Source organism: Collinsella aerofaciens (assembly GCF_005844325.1).
Taxonomy (GTDB): Bacteria; Actinomycetota; Coriobacteriia; order Coriobacteriales; family Coriobacteriaceae; genus Collinsella; species Collinsella aerofaciens_G.
The window spans coordinates 112,976-130,384 of sequence record NZ_SPFY01000003.1 but is presented as its reverse complement, the minus strand read 5'-3'; the positions used below and the strand labels follow the sequence as shown (position 1 = coordinate 130,384).

Here is a 17,409-nt window from a genome sequence, read left to right as displayed (position 1 = left end):
TTCACGATCCCTCCTTTGAGCTTATTGTTTGCGGGACCAAGCGCACGGCGCGCAGACGACACGAAGCATCGCCAGTATCCGCGGCAACCGTCACCATATCGACCCAGCCGCGCCCATCGCGCACGATGGCGCCCCATACGTTGCCCTTAATATCGAGATAGCCGCTCAGGGCGAGCTGGGACGTTGGCACCTCGCGGTAGGCGCGTAACATATCCGCCGCTGCCTCGGTCATCGGTCGGTCCTCGGACCATGCAAGCCGGACCGCAATCGCGTTGTCCTCAGGCAAATCCGTCGCAGTGCCAGACCGCTTGTCGAGCGTCCGCAGAAAGGTTTGCGCCGTGACAGCGACATCCGAATCGTCCGCATCTCGCATCTCATCTTTTTGAGACGCCACCGCCGAATCTGAGCCCGAATCGAAGGCGGCCCCAGGACGCTGCTGCCGCGCGGCGTTAAGCCCCCAAAGCACCGCCGCTATCGCCACGGTCAGGCAAGCAAACACCAGCAGCACCCCGATGGGGCGCTCGCCCTCTACAGGCTGTTGATGCCCTCGCTGATCGCATCCCATAGCTCTTTAACCTTGCCCTTAAATGCGACGATGGCGATAATCGCGATCACCACGAGCACGCCGACCAAGATGGCATACTCGGTGGTACCCTGTGCACTCTCCTCCTGCAGTAGCTCCTTGGCGCGTTGACGAACATGTGCCGCCCGGCAAAACGCCCAGCCCTGGACCTTGCCAGCAGCGTCAGTCATCGTGTTCATGTATTCCTCCCTACATCATCCCGCCTGCTCCCAGCAGCGGGCCCAATATGGACAGAAGCAACGCCGGCAAGATGAGCGTGCCGGTGGGAATCAGCAGCTTGACGGGCGCACGCTCGATCTCGCGCTCGACCGCAGCGCGATGAGCCGCACGGATCTCGCGACTTTGAGCGGCCAGCGTCTCGGCAAGTGGGGCACCCAGGGCGAGCGCCTGCCCCACCGTGATGGCAAAGGTCTCGAGCGCTCGCACGTCCAGGTCGCGCGCGGCGGCCAACAACTCGTCCTCACGCGTGCCCACGCCCACCTGCCACGCCATGCAGGCCCGCTCAAGGCGAAGAGCCAGCACTGACCGGCGGTTGGCGCAGAAAATCTCAAGCGCCGCATCAAACGAAAGACCGGCCGAAAGACCCAAGCGCACAACATCGATCATCTCGGACACTTCGCCGAGCGACACTCGCGCCGGGCCGCCCACTCCAACCGCGCCCTTCACTCGCGCGGTCAGGGCATCGACCACTGAGCGACCCGCGGCAGCGACCAGCACCGCCTCGCGCTTGCAGGCCCCTGCGATCTTGCGTGCATCCGCCCGATCCAAACCCGTCGCGACAAATACACTCAGGGCGCACAGGCAAGCCGCAACTGCAACCGGGGCGCTCATAGCTCCACCCGCATAATGCGTCGGATAACCACCAGGGCAACGGCATTGAGGGCAAGACCCAGCACCACAGCGCCCACGCCGGCAGGCGTCGCAAGACCGCGACGAAAATCTGCCGAAAGCAGCGCCAACACCGCGCACATGCCCGCCGGCATCGCCGCGACCATATGCGCAGACATGCGAGCCTGCGACGTCTTGACATCCAGGCGGCGCTTGAGCTCAATGCGCTCCCCCACCATGCTCGACGCCTCGGACAGTAAGTCGGCAAGCGGAGCACCGGTGCGCTGAGACACCTTAAGCGCCAAGGTCACAAGCGAAAGGCCGGGAGCGTCGATGCGCACGAGCAAGTCATCGAGCGCGTCGGTCGCCGAGATACCGCAATCGATCGCCGCCGCCACCCGCAAAAACTCGGTATGCACCGGTTCTTGCGCATGAGCGCCCACAAAGCGCATGCCCTGGGCCAGCGAATGTCCCGAGGCAAGCGACATGGAAAGTGCGGTAAACGCCTCGGGCATTGCCTCTTCTGCATCGTGTTGCTCGCGCCGGCTCTCAAAGCCATCCCGAGCGGCGCCAGCGGCAATCGGAGCAACAAGTCCCAAGGCAAACCCGAGGGGCGATAACGACACCATCGTTAGTAAAACGCAGCAGACACCGCTCGATAGCAGTAGAAACGCCAAACGCCCCGAAGCATCTTCGATCACGAGGCCAAGGCGATGCGCCGGAGCCAGCGATGTCCACGAACGGGCGATCTTTTTCAGCAGATCGTTTTCCACCAGCTCACGCGGCAGCCTCTCTGCCACCGTCTCGAGCGCCTGACGCGCCAGCTCCGCCGGCGGCACCTGCGGCACACGAGGTTCCGCCCCGCACGCCGTCGCAACAGAAAACCCTGCCAAACCCCCTACGACGAGGGGCACAGCGACCTCCATTCGTCCACCTCCTCTTGTGTGAGCGTCCCCGACCGCAGGCCTTCTGCGATAAACGGCGGCTCGCGGTCAAGCGTCCAAGTGCGCTCGGCGGCATCGAAAGTCACATAGCGCTCGAGCTCTACGCCGCCCGACGCGGCGCGACGCACCCCCGAATACGAGGAGACGAAACGCCTGCCATCGGCGTGGCGCTCGGACATCACGATGCCGTCGAGCGCCATGGCAATCTGCTCCTCGATGAGCTCGCTCGGCAGATCGATGCCATAACGTGCAAGCAATGTCAGACGCACCACGGTCTCCTGTTCTGAACCCGCATGAAGTGTGGTGAGCGACCCGTCGTGGCCCGTGTTCATGGCCTGCAACATGTCGCAGCACTCGGCACCACGCACCTCGCCCACCACGATGCGGTCGGGGCGCATGCGCAGGGCATTAGTTACTAGGTCGCGAATCGTCACCGCACCCTCACCCTCAATTGAAGCCTCGCGCGCCTCTAGGCGCACCACGTGCGGATGATGCGCAAACTTGAGCTCGGCAGAGTCCTCGATCGTCACGATGCGCTCGCCGGTGGAAATCTCGCATGACAACGCGTTGAGCAGGGTGGTCTTACCAGATCCCGTGCCTCCCGCAACCGCCAGGTCCTGTCGCAGCGACACCGCGCACGACAGCAGCTGCGCATACCAAAGCGGCAGCGACCCCAGCCCCACAAGCTCGTCCAGTGAGCAGATGCGGTCCGAGAACTTTCGGATGGTGAGAATCGGTCCGTCAATCGCCACAGGCGGAATCACCGCGTTGACGCGATAGCCCGTTTTGAGGCGGGCGTTGACGATGGGGCTGCGTTCGTCGATACGGCGGCCAAGTGGCGAGATGATGCGGTCGATAAGCACACGGATCTGCTCATCATCCTCAAACGCATGCTCGATGGGGTACAAGACGCCACCACGTTCAAAGAAAGCCGAGCGGCAGCCGTTGATCATGATCTCGGTAACGGTGTCGTCCTCGATGAGCGGCTGCAACGGCCCCAAGCCCACCACGTCATCCAAAATCTCGTCGATGATGGTCTCGCGCTCGGGCGTCGCGAGATCGGTCGGTTCCTCAACATTGAGCGCCGCCTCCACCGCGGGACGCAATTCCGAGCGGGCAAGTGCCGGGTCGATATAGGCGCTGATACGCGCCACTTCGTCGTAACCCATGCGGTCCATCACGGCGCGCTTGGTGCGTCGTTTCACCGCGCGGCGACGCCCCGCATCTACAGGCGCTGCCGCCGCTGCAGCGCCGGCAGCCTTAATCCTCGTTTGCAGACTCATCGCTGATCACCCTCGCGCGACCAGGGAAGGCGGATACGCGGGCGCTCGGTACGCGTTGCACGGTCGGCGACCATATCGCTCCAAGGGCCGACGGCGCACCCCAGTTCCACGAGCATCTCGCGCGTAGCCTCGCGCACGCTGGTCGCAAAAGCGCTGGTCTGCCCCACTGCCTCGTCAGCGCGTCCAAACGCCATGAGCGCGGCGAGATCCTGCCCGCCATCGGCGATATGAATCTTGGAGCTCAACGCACAGGCAATCTCAAAGCGCATGGCGACGTCCTCGTCTGCCCCGCGCGCACCGAACCGGTTGAACACGGCGCTCATGCGCGTGCGCGGCACACCTACTCGACTTGCCAGTTCAATGACGCGCGACGCCGATGTCGCGGACGACACCGCCGCATCGCCAACGACCAGGCAACGGTCGCTCGCCGCCACCGCAGCCGCCACGGCATCGCCCCAAAAGACCGAGGTATCGATAAAGACCACGTCGGATTCGCGACGCAGGACATCGAGCAGCAGCTCCACCGGACGTGCCATGAGCTCAGCTTGCTCGGGCGCCGCGACGGGACCCCAGAGCGTAACGCCCGGGGCGACGCGCATCGATGCGGCCACGATATCCGGCTCGGTGAGCGTGCCCGCCGCCGACGGCTCGATAAGTGCCGCCATATCGTGCGGAGCATCGACGCCTAACAAGTCGTAAAGGTTTCCAAACATCAGGTCCAGGTCGAGCACGGCGGCACGCAAGCCCAACAGCGACGATGTGTGTGCCATGGTGGCAACGATCGTCGACTTGCCGCAACCGCCCGAACCCGAAATGGCGCAGATGACCGGAGCTCGATGCGGCGAAGCGGCAGCGTCTGCCGGCGGCATCGGAGGCGGCGGGGCGGGCGTCGGTGACAGCGTCCCCGTCTCCCCCGCCGCAACTACACGCTGCGTCCAAGCCGGCATGGCGGCTTGTTCGGTCTGCGAGGCAGGCTCGTTCTGCGCAATCTGCTCATGCTGCATCAGCGACAACTCGCCGCACCCGGCAAAGCCCTCAACTTCGTCGAGTTCATCCGCCAGATTCACGCCGCGCACGTATCCCATATCTACAGCCGGGGAGTCGCCAGCATGCTGCGCCGGTCCTCCAGCGTCATCGTATACAAGGGGGTTCCGGGGGCGCCGACCATGCTCGGCTTCCGCTTTTCCATAATCATCAACACGCGGGCCTCTTGTAGCGCGAGGCGCCCCGGGTTCCCTATCAACAAAAGCATCGGGCTCAATCGTCATGCGCCGATCGGAATCAACCGCTCCCTCGCCCGCTCGCCCGTTGCCGCATATACTGTGCGCAGCGATGACCTCGGTCGCCCCTGCGCGAAACAGCCCCTCGATATCCGACGGATCGAGTGCTTCTATCAACACGACCACGCGACTCACGCGGCCTTCGGCCGTCAGGCGCGCAACAGTCTTGCGCACATCTTCGGTATCAAACAGAGACGCCGCGATGATGGCAGCTCCGCGGCGCGACGGAAACGCCCGCGCCATGGAAACCAGCCCGTCCAGGTCACCCACGCGAAGCACCTGTGCACCCGTATCACGGCCCTCGACTTCCCGCTGCAACAGCCCGTAATCGCCGCACGCGCAGCACGCAAGCCAGATCGCCTTCATCACTCGTCGCCTCCGCTCTTTTTGCCGCGCGCCGTGGCGGGAATCGTCAAGCTGACCGTTCCCTTGCCCGAGGCTCCCAGCAGTTCCTTGACGTCTTCGGGGTCAGCCGCCAGCGTCACCCATTCGATCTTGCCCTCGCGCGTGGCACCGGAATCCTCACTGGTATCGATCACGTACGCGCCGCACAGTCGATCGGTTACGCCGTCTTTTTGCACATACACATCCACGTAGCTGCCCACGCCCGTAGCACCGCCGACCGAGTGCTCGGCATCGACCGCCACCGAAACGGCGACCTTGCCCTTAGGCACCTCGAGCTTGTGGCTCTCGGCCTTGGTGTAGACATTGCAGATCACGGCGTTTTTGGGAATACGCGAAGTCGTCACGTCGCCGCGCACCTGGCGCAGCTCGGTCGCCGCGTCACGCGGCAGCAGACTCGTCAGCCATTCCTGGGTTATGACATTGGTCTCATCGAGGGTCTCGCCCACATCGATATCGCGCGCCGCGACGCATACCTCGGCGCGATCGCCACCGTACTTGGCCAAGGTCTCAGCCTGGACCTGTTCGGCTTGCGAGCGAATCGACGAGCCGTAAACCATGCAGAGCAGCGCAGCGAGCACGCCCGCGACCAGACTGATGGCGATGCGCTTGCTCTTGTTCACGGCCGCTCCTCTCATGGCAGTGCCGGGCGAATGCCCGTACCACCATTGTCTGGGTGGTCAGAGTGCAAAGCGGCGCAATCGCGATCTCGGTTTTCGATGTCAAACCAATCGCTGACCAAAAACTAACCAGCCCGTCAAGCTCGTGGCAAGGTTTTGGTCAGCACGTCAGCAAACTGCATGTTTCGAGGCTTTTTCGCAGCAAAAAAGCCGTCTCCCGAACAGTTGGAAGACGGCTGTCATAGGAAAAATCAATTACAGGTGGACATCGGGATCGAGCATTTGAGCACTCACGCGCATGGATGACGCCAGGTTTTGGAACGTTTCCAAACGCAGGCTGTCGATCTGCCCGGCGTCCTCGGCCTCGCGAACGGCACAACCCGGCTCATGGGTATGCGTGCAATCGCCAAACCGGCACGCGCGCGATGCCTCGACAATCTCGGGGAAGGCGCGCGCCAGACCCCGCTCGTGACCCACGAGCGGTAAGCTGCGCAGGCCCGGGGCATCGGCGATCACGCCGGCGTCGCCCGGCAGTGCCACCATCACGCGCGCGACGGTAGTGTGACGGCCCTGGTCGTCGCGTTCGCGCACACCGCCAGTCGCCAACGTATCGTGGCCCAGCAGCGCATTGAGCAGCGTCGACTTGCCGGCACCCGACTCGCCCAGAATCATGGCGCAGCTCCCGGCAGGCACGCAGGAACGAACCTCGTCCAGGCCGCGCCCCTCGGCAGAGGACGTCACGATCACGCGCACGTCCGGACCCACCAGGCGGCGCACGCGGTCCAGATCGCGCTCGAGCTCCTCGGCATCGCAGCGATCAGCTTTGGTGAGCACCACCACCGGTTCGGCATCGCAGTCGAGCGCCAACACCAGCGAGCGCGCCACGCGGTCGAGCAGCACCTCACCGGCACCGAGCGCCTGCACGATTAGCACGCAATCCACGTTGGAGCAGAGCACCTGACGCTCTCCGCGGGCACGGCCGCGCCAACGCTCAAAGCTCGTACGGCGCGGCAGCACGCACTCAATCACGCCCATATCGTGCCCGGGAGCGCGGCGCACCGCCACACGGTCGCCCACGGCAGGCAGCAGGACCTCGTCCTCGCCGCGCGACTTGGCAAACCCCACGGCATGCTCGGCGCGGAAGGTGTCGTCGGCAGTCGCCACCAGCGGAAACCCGCGATCCAAGCGCACCACGGCGCCAAGCTGCATCTGCTCGGGCTCCTCGGTATGTGCGCAAAAGTCGTCAAATGCCGCCTGCTGAGCTTCATCGACCGGCAGGTCATCGAACGCCGGAACATCCTGCAGCGCGTCAAGTCCCGGCACGTTTGCCAGCAGCTCCTCGGCAGACGCGGGGGCTTCGGTCGCGAGCTTCCGACGACGATCGCGCTTAGCCCGCGCCCCCGTCGTCTTTTTCTTCGCCTTAGCCTTCGCCTTGCCCACAAGCGCCTCCCAGCACCATAAATCACAACTGAGCAGGTATTTTAAATCAAAAAGAGCTGGCCGGGCAAAGCCCGACCAGCTCACAAACTTTTCCTCAGCTTACGGTCCCGAGAGGTCATCCGAAGGCCCGCCCGCCGGGAGGGGTTTCTTCTGAGCGATCCCGCAGCGCGAAGCGCGAGGACCAGCGAAGAAGAAACCCCGCAGGCGGTCGGGCCGGTGGGAAGGATGGCCTTTCGACCTACTCCTTCTCGACCGCGCGCATGATCGCCTTGTAGATCTCCATCAGCGGGATGATCAGGAAGGCCAGGCCCAGCGCGGCAAGAACGCCCTTGAGCTCAAGCGTCACGGGGCCAAAGAACATCTCGGCAAGCGTCGGCTGCACGGTCACGATCACCGTCAGCACCAGTGCCAGCGCGGCAGAAGCCCACAGCCACTTGTTCTGCTTCTTCATGGTGAACAGTGACGCACGACGGCTGCGCATATTGAAGCAGTGGAAAATCTCGACCATGTTGAGCGTGATGAACGCCATCATCACGCCTTCCTCGTCGGCATTGCCGGCGATCATATCGACGATGTGGATGTAGCCCATGTCAAAGTACACGCCCACAAAGAAGCTCGCCAGCACCAGCACGGTGATAATCAGACCCTGGACCACGCAGTCCAGGCCCATGTGACCGGCAAAGACACCGTCCTTGGCGTTGCGCGGCTTGCGCTTCATGATGTCGCCCTCGGCGTCCTCCATGCCCAGCGCGAGCGCGGGGAAGCAGTCGGTGACCAGGTTCACCCACAGCAGCTGCACCGGCTGGAAGATGGTAAAGCCGATGAGCGTGGCGATAAACACCGAGAACACCTCGGCAAGGTTGGCCGAAAGCAGGAACTGGATGACCTTGCGGATGTTGTCGTAGATGCGACGGCCCTCTTCGCAGGCACCGATGATGGTGGCGAAGTTGTCGTCGGCAAGCACCATGTCGGCAACGTTCTTGGTGACGTCGGTGCCGGTGATGCCCATACCGACGCCGATGTCGGCGCGCTTGATGGACGGGGCGTCGTTGACGCCGTCGCCGGTCATGGCGACGATCTGGTCGCGCGACTTCCAGGCCTCGACGATGCGCGTCTTGTGCTCGGGCTGGACGCGGGCGTACACGCCGTAGTCCTCGATGTGCGCGTCGAGCTCCTCGTCGCTCATGCGGTCGAGGTCGGCACCGGTAATGGCATGGCTGCGATCGGTGACGATTCCCAGCTGCTTGGCAATGGCCACGGCGGTGTCGATATGGTCGCCCGTGATCATGACGGTGCGAATACCGGCGTCGTGGGCCTCGCGGATGGCGTCGGAGACCTCGGGGCGGACAGGGTCAATCATGCCGGACAGGCCGTAGAAGACCAGGTCGTGCTCGAGCGCAGCGGGGCTGCAGTCGCTCGGGACCTCGGTGTAGGTGCGGCTTGCCAGCGCCAGCACGCGCAGGGCCTCGTCGGCCATGGCCTTGTTGGCGGCCACGAGCTCGGCGCGACGCTCCTCGGTCAGCGGAACGACCCTGTCGCCGTCGTAGATATGGGTGCACAGGCCGATCACCACGTCGGGCGCGCCCTTGGTGTACTGCTCATACTCGCCGTCCAGGGTCTCGACGACCACGGACATCATCTTACGGCCCGAGTCGAACGGGGCCTCGCCCACGCGCGGGTGCTCGGCAGTCAGGCCAGTAAGACCAGCCTTGCCGGCATCGTTGACGAGCGCGCACTCAGTCGGCTCACCAACGGCCTCGCCCAGGTCCTCGTCCCACTGGGCATCGGAGCACAGCGCCATACCGGCCAGGAACTTCTCCTTAGGCGCAGCGAGCTCGTGCTTGACGACGGTCATCTTGTTTTGGGTAAGGGTACCGGTCTTGTCGGAGCAGATGGTCTGCGTGCAGCCAAGGGTCTCGACGGCAGAGAGCTTGCGGATAATCGCCTGGCGCTTGGCCATTTTGGTCACGCCGAGCGAAAGCACGATAGTCACGACGGCAACCAGACCCTCAGGGATGGCGGCGACGGCAAGCGAGACAGCGACCATAAAGGTATCGAGCAGCGCGGTCGGGTCGGTGAGAACGTTGCCCACGCCGTGGCGGATGATGTCGACGCCAAAGATAACGACGCAGATGACGATAACCATGATAGTGAGGATGCGGCTGAGCTCGGCAAGCTTCACCTGCAGCGGCGTGAGCTCTTCCTTGGCCTCGGCCAGGGCGCCGGCGATCTTACCCATCTCGGTGTTCATACCGGTACCGACTACGACGGCGCGGCCACGGCCGTACACCACGGTGGAGCCCATGTAGCACATGTTCTTGCGGTCGCCGAGCGGCACGTCGTCGGTGCCGGCGGCGAGCTCGATCACGTTGGCATGCTTCTCGACGGGCACGGACTCGCCGGTAAGGGCGGCCTCCTCGATCTTCATCGTGGCGCTCTCGAGCACGCGGCAGTCGGCCGGGACGGAGTCGCCCGCCTCGAGCATGATCACGTCACCGGGCACGAGCTCGGCGCTCGGCAGGTGCACGAGCTTGCCGTCGCGCAGCACCTTGGACTGCGCCGCGCTCATCTCCTGCAGGGCCTCGAGAGCCTCCTCGCTTTTAGCCTCCTGGACCACGCCCAGCACCGAGTTGACGATAACGACGAACATGATGATGGCGACATCGGCAAAGTCCGCCTCGCCCTTGACCATGCCCGTGAGCGCGCTGATGACGGCGGCAACGATCAGCATGATGACCATGGGGTCGGCCATCTGCTCAAAGAAGCGCTTCCACAGCGGCGTCTTCTCGGCTTCCTCGAGCTTGTTAGGGCCTGTCTTAGCGAGGCGCGACGACGCCTCGTCGTCGCTCAGGCCGAGGTTCTCATCGACACCTTGGTCGCTGAGCACCTCCGCCGCGGCGGACAGGTATTCCTTTTGCATATAGAGTCCCCTCCTGGGATTCGGGCCACTCAGCAGATTGATGCCCGATCATAATTCCCAGGAGAAGGGCAAGGGCTCATCAAGGCTGCCGTGCTGAGCGGCAGTTGATAGTGGAGCTATGGTACCCCAAAGCAACGCGTCTAGCCAAAACAATCCATTTGGAAATATGGTCCATAAGCAACGGTGCAGACCGTGTGATGCTCAATACTGATAAAACGTTTTTTCTTCGGCGCATCATCAAATTGAAATATCGCCCAGATAGCAGCGGTTAGAACGGTTGGTAAAGTTTTTGCATATACCGTTTTTCCGCAAAAAATGAACTTCTAATTCGGCATACGGTCGATTTTTTGGGGTATTCGGACGCCATTTCGTTATAATCAACTCGGTTTTATTTCTTATGGTTTATCTATCAGCGCAAGACGATGTCAGATGGAGGTCTGAATGTACAAGCGCACCAAGATTGTATGCACCATGGGTCCCGCCTGCGATAGCGACGAGACCATCCGCGAGATGATCAAGGCGGGCATGAACGTCGCCCGTTTTAACTTCTCGCACGGCTCCTACGACGAGCACCACGGTCGCATCGAGCGCGTCCGTCGTATTTCCAAGGAGCTCGGTATGCCCGTCGGCATCCTGCTCGACACCAAGGGCCCCGAGGTCCGCACCGGCCTTCTGGTCGACGGCAAGAAGGTTGCCGTCAAGACCGGCGACAAGATCGTCGTCACCGCTCAGCCCACGACCGAGGATTTCCACGGCACCTCTGAGCACATCTCCCTCGACTACCTGGCTCTGCCCTCCGAGGTCGAGAAGGGCTCCCTCATCCTGATCGATGACGGCCTGGTTGCCCTCGAGGTCGAGTCCGTCGACGGCCAGGACATGACCTGCGTCGTTAAGAACGACGGCCTGATCGGCGAGCGCAAGGGCGTCAACATGCCCAACGTCAACATCTCGCTGCCCGCCATCACCGAGCGCGATCGTCAGGACATCCTCTTTGGCCTGACCGAGAACATCGACTACATCGCCGCTTCCTTCATCCGCGACGGCGAGTCCGTCCGCGGCATCCGCGAGCTTTGCCGCGAGAACGGCGGCGAGCACGTGACGATCTTCCCGAAGATCGAGTGCGCCCTGGGCGTCGAGAACTTCGACGAGATCCTCGAGGCTTCCGACGGCATCATGGTCGCCCGTGGCGACCTGGGCATCGAGATCAAGCCCGAGCTCGTTCCGCACATCCAGAAGGAGATCATCGCCAAGTGCAACGCGGCCTACAAGCCCGTTATCACCGCTACGCAGATGCTCGACTCCATGCAGCAGAACCCGCGCCCGACGCGCGCCGAGGTTGCCGACGTTGCTAACGCCATTTACGACGGCACCGACGCCGTTATGCTGTCCGGCGAGTCCGCTGCCGGTAAGTACCCGGTCGAGGCCGTCAAGATGCAGGCCAGCATTGCTCTCGAGACCGAGAAGTACCTCCCGGCTCACGCTCCGCTCGAGGTTCCGGCTGACGCTCACGGCACCCGCGTTGTCAACAACGTTGTGGGTATGTCCGCTGTGAACATGGCCACCACCGTTGGCGCCAAGTGCATCACCGTGCCGACGACCACCGGCCGTACTGCTCGCCTGATCTCGCACTTCCGTCCCAACATGCCGATCTGCGCGTTCTCCCGCCACGAGTGGGCCGTCCAGCAGATGATCATGTACTGGGGCGTTATCCCGCACCAGGCCGAGATTACCCAGGGCACCGTCAACGGCACGATCGTCAAGGCGATCGAGACCGCTAAGGAGCTCGGCTACGTCGAGGCCGGCGACCTGACCGTCGCCACCGCTGGCGATCCCCGCATGAGCGTCCAGCTCGAGGACAAGGTCTCCTCGACCAACGTCGCTTACGTCGCTCAGGTGCGCTAAGTCGTACTTGCAAGCACACTTGCATCGCAAAGGGCCCGGAAGGCGAAGCCTTCCGGGCCCTTTTTCTGTGCCAATGCCGGCGCACGGCAAAACACACACTCATTTCTTTACCAAAAGCGCGAAATCCACCCTTCGAGACCCAATGAATAAAGTCCCAAGCGCTAAAAGTGTTCGCCCGGTGGCAAACCCACACCTTAACCGACGCTGCTAAATCGTTTTAGCAAGAGCCGGATTGACCTGCTTTTCGGAAGTATGCGGCAAATTCTGATACCTCCGAGCACACCCCGTTTTTTCGCAACAAAATGCCTGATAAACTAGCCTCAAAAGCCAGGTCTGCTCACAAGGTTTAGATTTTGCCGCATACTTCCGAATTGACACTGGCATCGCACGGTCCAAAAGCATATTTCGACCAGGAGGACATCATGGACCTGACGCTATGCGGTCAATCCGCTTTTTACTATCACCGTATCCCGCCACAGATATTAGGCCTTTACCCTGCCATTAGCCTTGGCAATATGGATCGCAGATGTTGCGGCCTCGGAAGTCATGCAGTTGTAAAAGACCTGCTTCACGCACCGCTTCACAGGATTGTATTCACTCGGGCACAATCCGGGTCGCGAAGCCTGTTTAAATCGCACCTCCTGACCCAAGAGCCGCCTCCCGGGTCGTTTAGGCAAACCGAGCATGGGTTTGATGTCACATCGCCCGAGTTCACACTGCTCAACCTTGCTACGCAGGTCTCACGCAACCAGCTGCTTATGGCGTGTTATGAGATGTGCAGCTCGTTTGCTGTGTATACACCCTGCAAACGAGCGCAACGGCAACTTGATGAAGCTATTTCGCTTAAGCTCATTCCACCCAACTGCGGCTGGGAGCGGGTTATCGACGTCAACGGCAAGGATACCAACCTGTGGAAGCGCACGCCGCTTCTTTCCGCAGCGGATATCGCCGCGTTCGCCAAGCAGGCCGCAGGCCTGCGCGGTGTTAAGCAGCTCCGCTGGGCCGCCGAACGCATGACAGGACAGACCGCCTCGCCCTTCGAAGTACAGACCTCCATGCTTATCTCGCTCCCCCGCGACGAGGGCGGCATGGGCATCAACATCGCAAACAACGTGCGCATCCCACTCAGCGACGCCGCGCGCTCGCTGTATGACAAAACCTGCTGCTACGCCGATATCCTCATCGAAAGCGCCACCGACAGCATGGGTGTCATCCTTGAATGCCAAGGCCGCTCCGCCCACGACAGCGAAGCCGCGAGCCTCTCCGATGCCGAGCGCGCCACCGCGCTCACAAGCATGGGCTACGACGTCATCCAAATTACCTTTGGCCAGATTAAGGATAAGAAGAGCTTCGACCACATAGCCGAGCTCATCCATAAAAAGGCTGGACTTTCCTACACCCCAAAGACCAAACAGGAGCGCGCCGCCGAAGTCACCCTGCGGCAAGAGCTACTTGTCAATTGGGTTGAGCTATTCACCGCCAAGCCGGCCAGCTAGCAGCTAGCAATCAGGGGAAGCGCAGGCATATCGGGCGATTCGACGCGAGCCGCAAATCCCGCCTCGGTTAGCTCGATGACCTCGGTAAACGTTGTATCGAAAAACTCCTCGGTTAGCAGGCGATACGGCGGATGATCGGACTCGCCGGGGTTTTCGCGTACAATCTCGTGCATAACGCCGATGGTCTTGAGCACATACTCCTTATGGATGGGATACTGACCAAAACGGGTCGCCGCAGTATACAGGCGATCGGTCGCGCGCGGTATCGAAACGATGCCGAGTGTCTTGCCAAACCAGTCAAAGTCGCCTTGCTTTTTAATGCGGAATTCCTCGCACGGCTTGCCGCCGTGCGCCTCCAGGTACTGATTCACACGCGTATTCCATACGGTATCGGCCACCAGATGCGACCAAACGCCCAGCGTCAGATCGAGCAGCGACTGCGCCACGTCATCGGGCGCGAGCGAAAGCTCGCTAGCACCGGGACCGGCGACCGGCTCGGCGTCCTTGTAACGTTGGGGATAATGCACGCGATTCAGTCGCTCGCGCTCCTCGACAATCGAGGTAGCCGCGGCTGGCGCACCGGTGGGCGAACTTTTAAGCAACGGTGCCACATAGGTATCCCAGAACTCATGCTCACGAGGCTTAGGGATAGGCTCGGGCTTTGCAAAGTGCGTAATGCGGTACGGGATGGGATCGGCGATGCCAGGGACCATATAGCCCACGAAGATATCCGGAACCACGCAGCCAAACAAAAAGGCATTGCGGTCGCGCACGCTATTGGCAAGTGCACCGGTGCGCTCCAGCAAACGCTCCGTCTGAGCGATATGAATGTTCCAACTTGGCATAGCCACCCCCATAAAAAACCTGGATAACTATACCATCACGGCAAAGCCGCGCGGGCGGCTACGCACGCTCTACGCAGCAACTAGTCCGTAGTACCGCTTTCGGTTCCATACGACGGCGAAGGCGCCTCGACCACATGGTGATATCGATCGATATAGATTGCACGGGCACCCAGGCGTCGCACCAAATCCTGGTGATGCGTGCTCATCAAGACCGTCTTACCCGCCGCGACGTAGGCCAGCAAGAAGTTGACCACGATGTCGCATGAATCCTCGTCGAGCCCATTGGTGGGCTCATCGAGCACTAGGATATCGGGGTTCATCGATACAACTGCCGCCAGCGCCACACGCTTCTTTTGCCCGCCCGAGAGCTGATAGGGAGAGGCGTCGGCAAGGTCGGCAACCTGGAACAGCCCCATGGCATCGCGCACGCGGCGCTCGAGCTCGTCTGCCGGCAGCCCCATCTGCGCGGGACCAAAAGCAACTTCCTCGTCCACCGTGGCGCAGAACAGCTGGGCATCGGCGTTTTGGAACACGAAGCCCACGCGCTGGTGGAACTTCTGAGCAGCAGCAGAATCCTTCAGATACGCCGCATCGACCACGTGCCCGTCAAACAGGTATGCCCCTGCGTCCGCGAGTTCAAGGCCGTTAATAAGACGCATAATCGTCGTCTTGCCGCAGCCGTTGGGACCGAGCAGGGCAACGAGTTCACCACGATCGACCTGCAGCGACACGCCATCGACAACCGTATGCCCCGCATAGGAGAACACCACGTCGCGCAGCTCGATGAGCGGAACGACCTCGGCGCCGCCCACACCGTTCGTGCCCGCCGCACTATTCATATCGATCGTCAAAACGTCGCCCTTCCCCATTTGCATCCCCAGTCGGAACCAGCAGCGCCTACAGCACGGCGCACAACACTGTCAGCAGCGCCACGCCGGCCGCATAGGCCGCATCGCGCCAGCCAAACCTGGCGCGCGCGGGAGCCGGATACGCACCGGCAAAGCCGCGGCAAAGCATAGCCTCGTCCATCGCGCGGCTGCATTTCATCGCCTTGATAAAGGTCATGCCCATGATACCCGCGATCGAATCGGTACGCGAAAATCCCTCGGGCGCACGGCCAACGCTGCGCAGCATGACCGATTCGCACAGATCGTGCGCCGTACGACCCAGCACCTCGATGTGCTTGAGCGCCATATCAAACGTAAAGATAACTTCGTCGGGTAGATGCAGCATCTTGAGCGCCGCCGACATGCGGCTCCACGTGAGGGTCCACGAAGCGCCCAGCACCAGCGACACATTAATGAAGGTCTTGAGCGCAATCTTGAGCATGGCGCCCGTAGCGGAAGCACCCAGCAGCAGGGCAGGCAGCGCCAAAACCACTGCGAGCCCCGCGGCGCCAAGCGCCGGCACAAAGGTCGCGCGCAGCCCGCGTATGGGACGCACGGCAACGAGCACCAGCGCAATGGCCGCCATCAACATGAGGTACAGCGGGCTTTGTGTCAGGCACACGCACAGGACGCAAACGAATATCCCCACCAGGCGCACCGGAGCCGAAACGCAAGAAAGGGCGCGGTCGACCATCGACCCGCCCTCGTGCGCGCCTCCACCCAGGCGAACCCGCTCAAGCAGGCTCGCCAGGTGCAGGACGTTCTTTTGCATCACGCGATGACGAGCGCCCGTGGGCTCGTATCGCTCCTCGGCCGCAAGCCAGCTAGGCAGCTCGACCATCGCCATGGGCTCCGCTTTCCTTGACCGTCAGCGAGATCAGACGGAATGCGATGGTGAGCACCGCCACGCCAATCACGCCGGACAAGATATACATGGCAGCCTGACCGGCAAAGCCGAGACCCTGCTCCTCGGAATAGGCCTGCAGGTAATCACCCGTAGGCAGAGCGTCGGCAAAGGTCGGGGTGTCGAGACCGACCGAAGCCTGCAGGCTGTCGTCGCCAGCCTCCTGAACGGCGGTCGCGGCGCCCTCGGCGTCCCACTCACCCCAGGCGTCACCCGTGGCCAGCAGGCCCAGCGGCGTGGCCACGACAAGCACGGCAACCAAGATGAGCGTGGGGACCAGCGAGGTCTTCTTTGCAGCAGCGCCCTCGGCAGCAAGCTGTCCATCGGCGGCTTCGGGGCCGACGATAACGCTCGGCGCCGTCTTCTTGATAAAGCCGTAGATCGCGGCAGTCGCCACGCCCTCGACCACGCCGGCTACCAACATATGCGGGATCATCATGGCCGGAATGGCAATGGACAGCGGGAAGGGGCAGTACAGCGGAGCGCCCGAAGCATTCGTGAAAAGCATCGGCTGAATACCAAACTCGATTGCTGCGCACAGGGCCGCCAGGCACAGGCCGACCCAGCCGCTTACGATGGCCGAAACCGAGGTGCCCCAGCTCTTGTCGTGCAAACGGCTGTTAAGCGCGCGGAACACGATGGCTGCGGCAAACGGCAACACGAAGGCCATGTTAAAGCAGTTAGCGCCAAAGGACAGGATGCCGCCGTCGCCAAACAGCAGCGCTTGCAGCGCCAGCGCGACCGAAACCGCGATGGCAGCGGCCTCGGGACCCAGCAGCAGTGCGATGAGCGCACCGCCGACGGCGTGACCCGTGGTGCCGCCGGGCAGCGGCACGTTGAACATCATGAGCAAAAAGGAGAACGCGGCGCAGATGCCCAGAAAAGCCATGTGCTCGCGATCGAGCGTGGCGCGCACCTTCTTGATGCAGTGAACCCAAACGGGCACCATCGCCACCGCCATGACGGCATCGGTCTGCGGGGACAGATAATTATCTGGAATGTGCATGTATGCCTCCCGATTGTCGGCACGCAATCGCAGCACCGTTTGAATCACCTTGATAGTGTTACGTATTGA

Annotated in this window: 15 protein-coding genes; 2 read left to right on the top strand and 13 right to left on the bottom strand. The window is 62.2% G+C overall.

Annotated elements, in window-relative coordinates; genetic code table 11:
• Position 1: 1 nt before the first annotated feature.
• From FGQ61_RS02045 to FGQ61_RS02005, 9 genes are all read right to left on the bottom strand, one after another.
• Positions 2–565: a hypothetical protein gene (locus FGQ61_RS02045; protein ID WP_138374416.1), complete on the bottom strand. Its 564-nt coding sequence runs from the start codon at positions 563–565 to the stop codon at positions 2–4.
• Positions 529–762: a hypothetical protein gene (locus FGQ61_RS02040; RefSeq protein ID WP_138374415.1), complete on the bottom strand. Its 234-nt coding sequence runs from the start codon at positions 760–762 to the stop codon at positions 529–531. The genes FGQ61_RS02045 and FGQ61_RS02040 overlap by 37 nt, the downstream gene beginning before the upstream one ends.
• A 10-nt stretch (positions 763–772) precedes the next feature.
• The gene (locus tag FGQ61_RS02035) at positions 773–1,414 is read right to left on the bottom strand and encodes a type II secretion system F family protein (RefSeq protein ID WP_138374414.1); all 642 of its coding nucleotides are present in this window, start codon (positions 1,412–1,414) and stop codon (positions 773–775) included.
• Positions 1,411–2,337: a type II secretion system F family protein gene (locus FGQ61_RS02030; protein ID WP_138374413.1), complete on the bottom strand. Its 927-nt coding sequence runs from the start codon at positions 2,335–2,337 to the stop codon at positions 1,411–1,413. The genes FGQ61_RS02035 and FGQ61_RS02030 overlap by 4 nt, the downstream gene beginning before the upstream one ends.
• Positions 2,310–3,638, bottom strand: a complete 1,329-nt coding sequence (locus FGQ61_RS02025) for a TadA family conjugal transfer-associated ATPase (RefSeq protein WP_006235095.1) — start codon at positions 3,636–3,638, stop codon at positions 2,310–2,312. The genes FGQ61_RS02030 and FGQ61_RS02025 overlap by 28 nt, the downstream gene beginning before the upstream one ends.
• On the bottom strand, positions 3,635–5,284 hold the full coding sequence (locus FGQ61_RS02020; RefSeq protein ID WP_138374412.1) for a nucleotide-binding protein: 1,650 nt from the start codon (positions 5,282–5,284) through the stop codon (positions 3,635–3,637). The genes FGQ61_RS02025 and FGQ61_RS02020 overlap by 4 nt, the downstream gene beginning before the upstream one ends.
• Positions 5,284–5,943, bottom strand: a complete 660-nt coding sequence (gene cpaB / locus FGQ61_RS02015) for a Flp pilus assembly protein CpaB (protein ID WP_249360913.1) — start codon at positions 5,941–5,943, stop codon at positions 5,284–5,286. The genes FGQ61_RS02020 and cpaB overlap by 1 nt, the downstream gene beginning before the upstream one ends.
• Positions 5,944–6,195: 252 nt before the next feature.
• Positions 6,196–7,149 carry a ribosome small subunit-dependent GTPase A gene (gene rsgA, locus FGQ61_RS02010; RefSeq protein ID WP_171021478.1) on the bottom strand — a complete coding sequence of 318 codons (954 nt, stop codon included), beginning with the start codon at positions 7,147–7,149 and terminating at the stop codon, positions 6,196–6,198.
• A 469-nt stretch (positions 7,150–7,618) separates the two neighbouring features.
• Positions 7,619–10,300: a cation-translocating P-type ATPase gene (locus FGQ61_RS02005; protein ID WP_138374410.1), complete on the bottom strand. Its 2,682-nt coding sequence runs from the start codon at positions 10,298–10,300 to the stop codon at positions 7,619–7,621.
• Positions 10,301–10,741: 441 nt separating this feature from the next.
• Here FGQ61_RS02005 and pyk point away from each other — a divergent pair, with 441 nt between their 5' ends.
• Together pyk and FGQ61_RS01995 are read left to right on the top strand one after the other, a co-directional pair.
• Positions 10,742–12,202: a pyruvate kinase gene (gene pyk / locus FGQ61_RS02000; protein WP_138374409.1), complete on the top strand. Its 1,461-nt coding sequence runs from the start codon at positions 10,742–10,744 to the stop codon at positions 12,200–12,202.
• A gap of 758 nt (positions 12,203–12,960) precedes the next feature.
• On the top strand, positions 12,961–13,698 hold the full coding sequence (locus tag FGQ61_RS01995) for a hypothetical protein (protein WP_138374408.1): 738 nt from the start codon (positions 12,961–12,963) through the stop codon (positions 13,696–13,698).
• Here the strand turns inward: FGQ61_RS01995 and FGQ61_RS01990 are convergent.
• The 4 genes from FGQ61_RS01990 to cbiM all read right to left on the bottom strand — a co-directional run bounded on the left by FGQ61_RS01990 (position 13,695) and on the right by cbiM (position 17,340).
• Entirely contained in the window at positions 13,695–14,543 is an 849-nt protein-coding gene (locus FGQ61_RS01990) for a hypothetical protein (RefSeq protein WP_052044001.1), read from the bottom strand. The two genes, FGQ61_RS01995 and FGQ61_RS01990, sit on opposite strands and share 4 nt — an antisense overlap.
• An 80-nt stretch (positions 14,544–14,623) precedes the next feature.
• Positions 14,624–15,394 carry an energy-coupling factor ABC transporter ATP-binding protein gene (locus FGQ61_RS01985; RefSeq protein WP_225094191.1) on the bottom strand — a complete coding sequence of 257 codons (771 nt, stop codon included), beginning with the start codon at positions 15,392–15,394 and terminating at the stop codon, positions 14,624–14,626.
• A gap of 46 nt (positions 15,395–15,440) precedes the next feature.
• On the bottom strand, positions 15,441–16,277 hold the full coding sequence (locus FGQ61_RS01980) for an energy-coupling factor transporter transmembrane component T family protein (RefSeq protein ID WP_006235106.1): 837 nt from the start codon (positions 16,275–16,277) through the stop codon (positions 15,441–15,443).
• Positions 16,255–17,340, bottom strand: a complete 1,086-nt coding sequence (gene cbiM, locus FGQ61_RS01975; protein WP_138374406.1) for a cobalt transporter CbiM — start codon at positions 17,338–17,340, stop codon at positions 16,255–16,257. The genes FGQ61_RS01980 and cbiM overlap by 23 nt, the downstream gene beginning before the upstream one ends.
• Positions 17,341–17,409 lie beyond the last annotated feature (69 nt).

Excerpts from the sequence above, each read along its gene's own strand:
- FGQ61_RS02045 (WP_138374416.1), bottom strand. The coding sequence starts at position 565 with ATGGGATGCGATCAGCGAGGGCATCAACAGCCTGTAGAGGGCGAGCGC.
- FGQ61_RS02040 (WP_138374415.1), bottom strand. The coding sequence starts at position 762 with ATGAACACGATGACTGACGCTGCTGGCAAGGTCCAGGGCTGGGCGTTT.
- FGQ61_RS02035 (WP_138374414.1), bottom strand. The coding sequence starts at position 1,414 with ATGAGCGCCCCGGTTGCAGTTGCGGCTTGCCTGTGCGCCCTGAGTGTA.
- FGQ61_RS02030 (WP_138374413.1), bottom strand. The coding sequence starts at position 2,337 with ATGGAGGTCGCTGTGCCCCTCGTCGTAGGGGGTTTGGCAGGGTTTTCT.
- FGQ61_RS02025 (WP_006235095.1), bottom strand. The coding sequence starts at position 3,638 with ATGAGTCTGCAAACGAGGATTAAGGCTGCCGGCGCTGCAGCGGCGGCA.
- FGQ61_RS02020 (WP_138374412.1), bottom strand. The coding sequence starts at position 5,284 with ATGAAGGCGATCTGGCTTGCGTGCTGCGCGTGCGGCGATTACGGGCTG.
- rsgA (WP_171021478.1), bottom strand. The coding sequence starts at position 7,149 with ATGCAGCTTGGCGCCGTGGTGCGCTTGGATCGCGGGTTTCCGCTGGTG.
- FGQ61_RS02005 (WP_138374410.1), bottom strand. The coding sequence starts at position 10,300 with ATGCAAAAGGAATACCTGTCCGCCGCGGCGGAGGTGCTCAGCGACCAA.
- pyk (WP_138374409.1), top strand. The coding sequence starts at position 10,742 with ATGTACAAGCGCACCAAGATTGTATGCACCATGGGTCCCGCCTGCGAT.
- FGQ61_RS01995 (WP_138374408.1), top strand. The coding sequence starts at position 12,961 with ATGGCGTGTTATGAGATGTGCAGCTCGTTTGCTGTGTATACACCCTGC.
- FGQ61_RS01990 (WP_052044001.1), bottom strand. The coding sequence starts at position 14,543 with ATGCCAAGTTGGAACATTCATATCGCTCAGACGGAGCGTTTGCTGGAG.
- FGQ61_RS01980 (WP_006235106.1), bottom strand. The coding sequence starts at position 16,277 with ATGGCGATGGTCGAGCTGCCTAGCTGGCTTGCGGCCGAGGAGCGATAC.
- cbiM (WP_138374406.1), bottom strand. The coding sequence starts at position 17,340 with ATGCACATTCCAGATAATTATCTGTCCCCGCAGACCGATGCCGTCATG.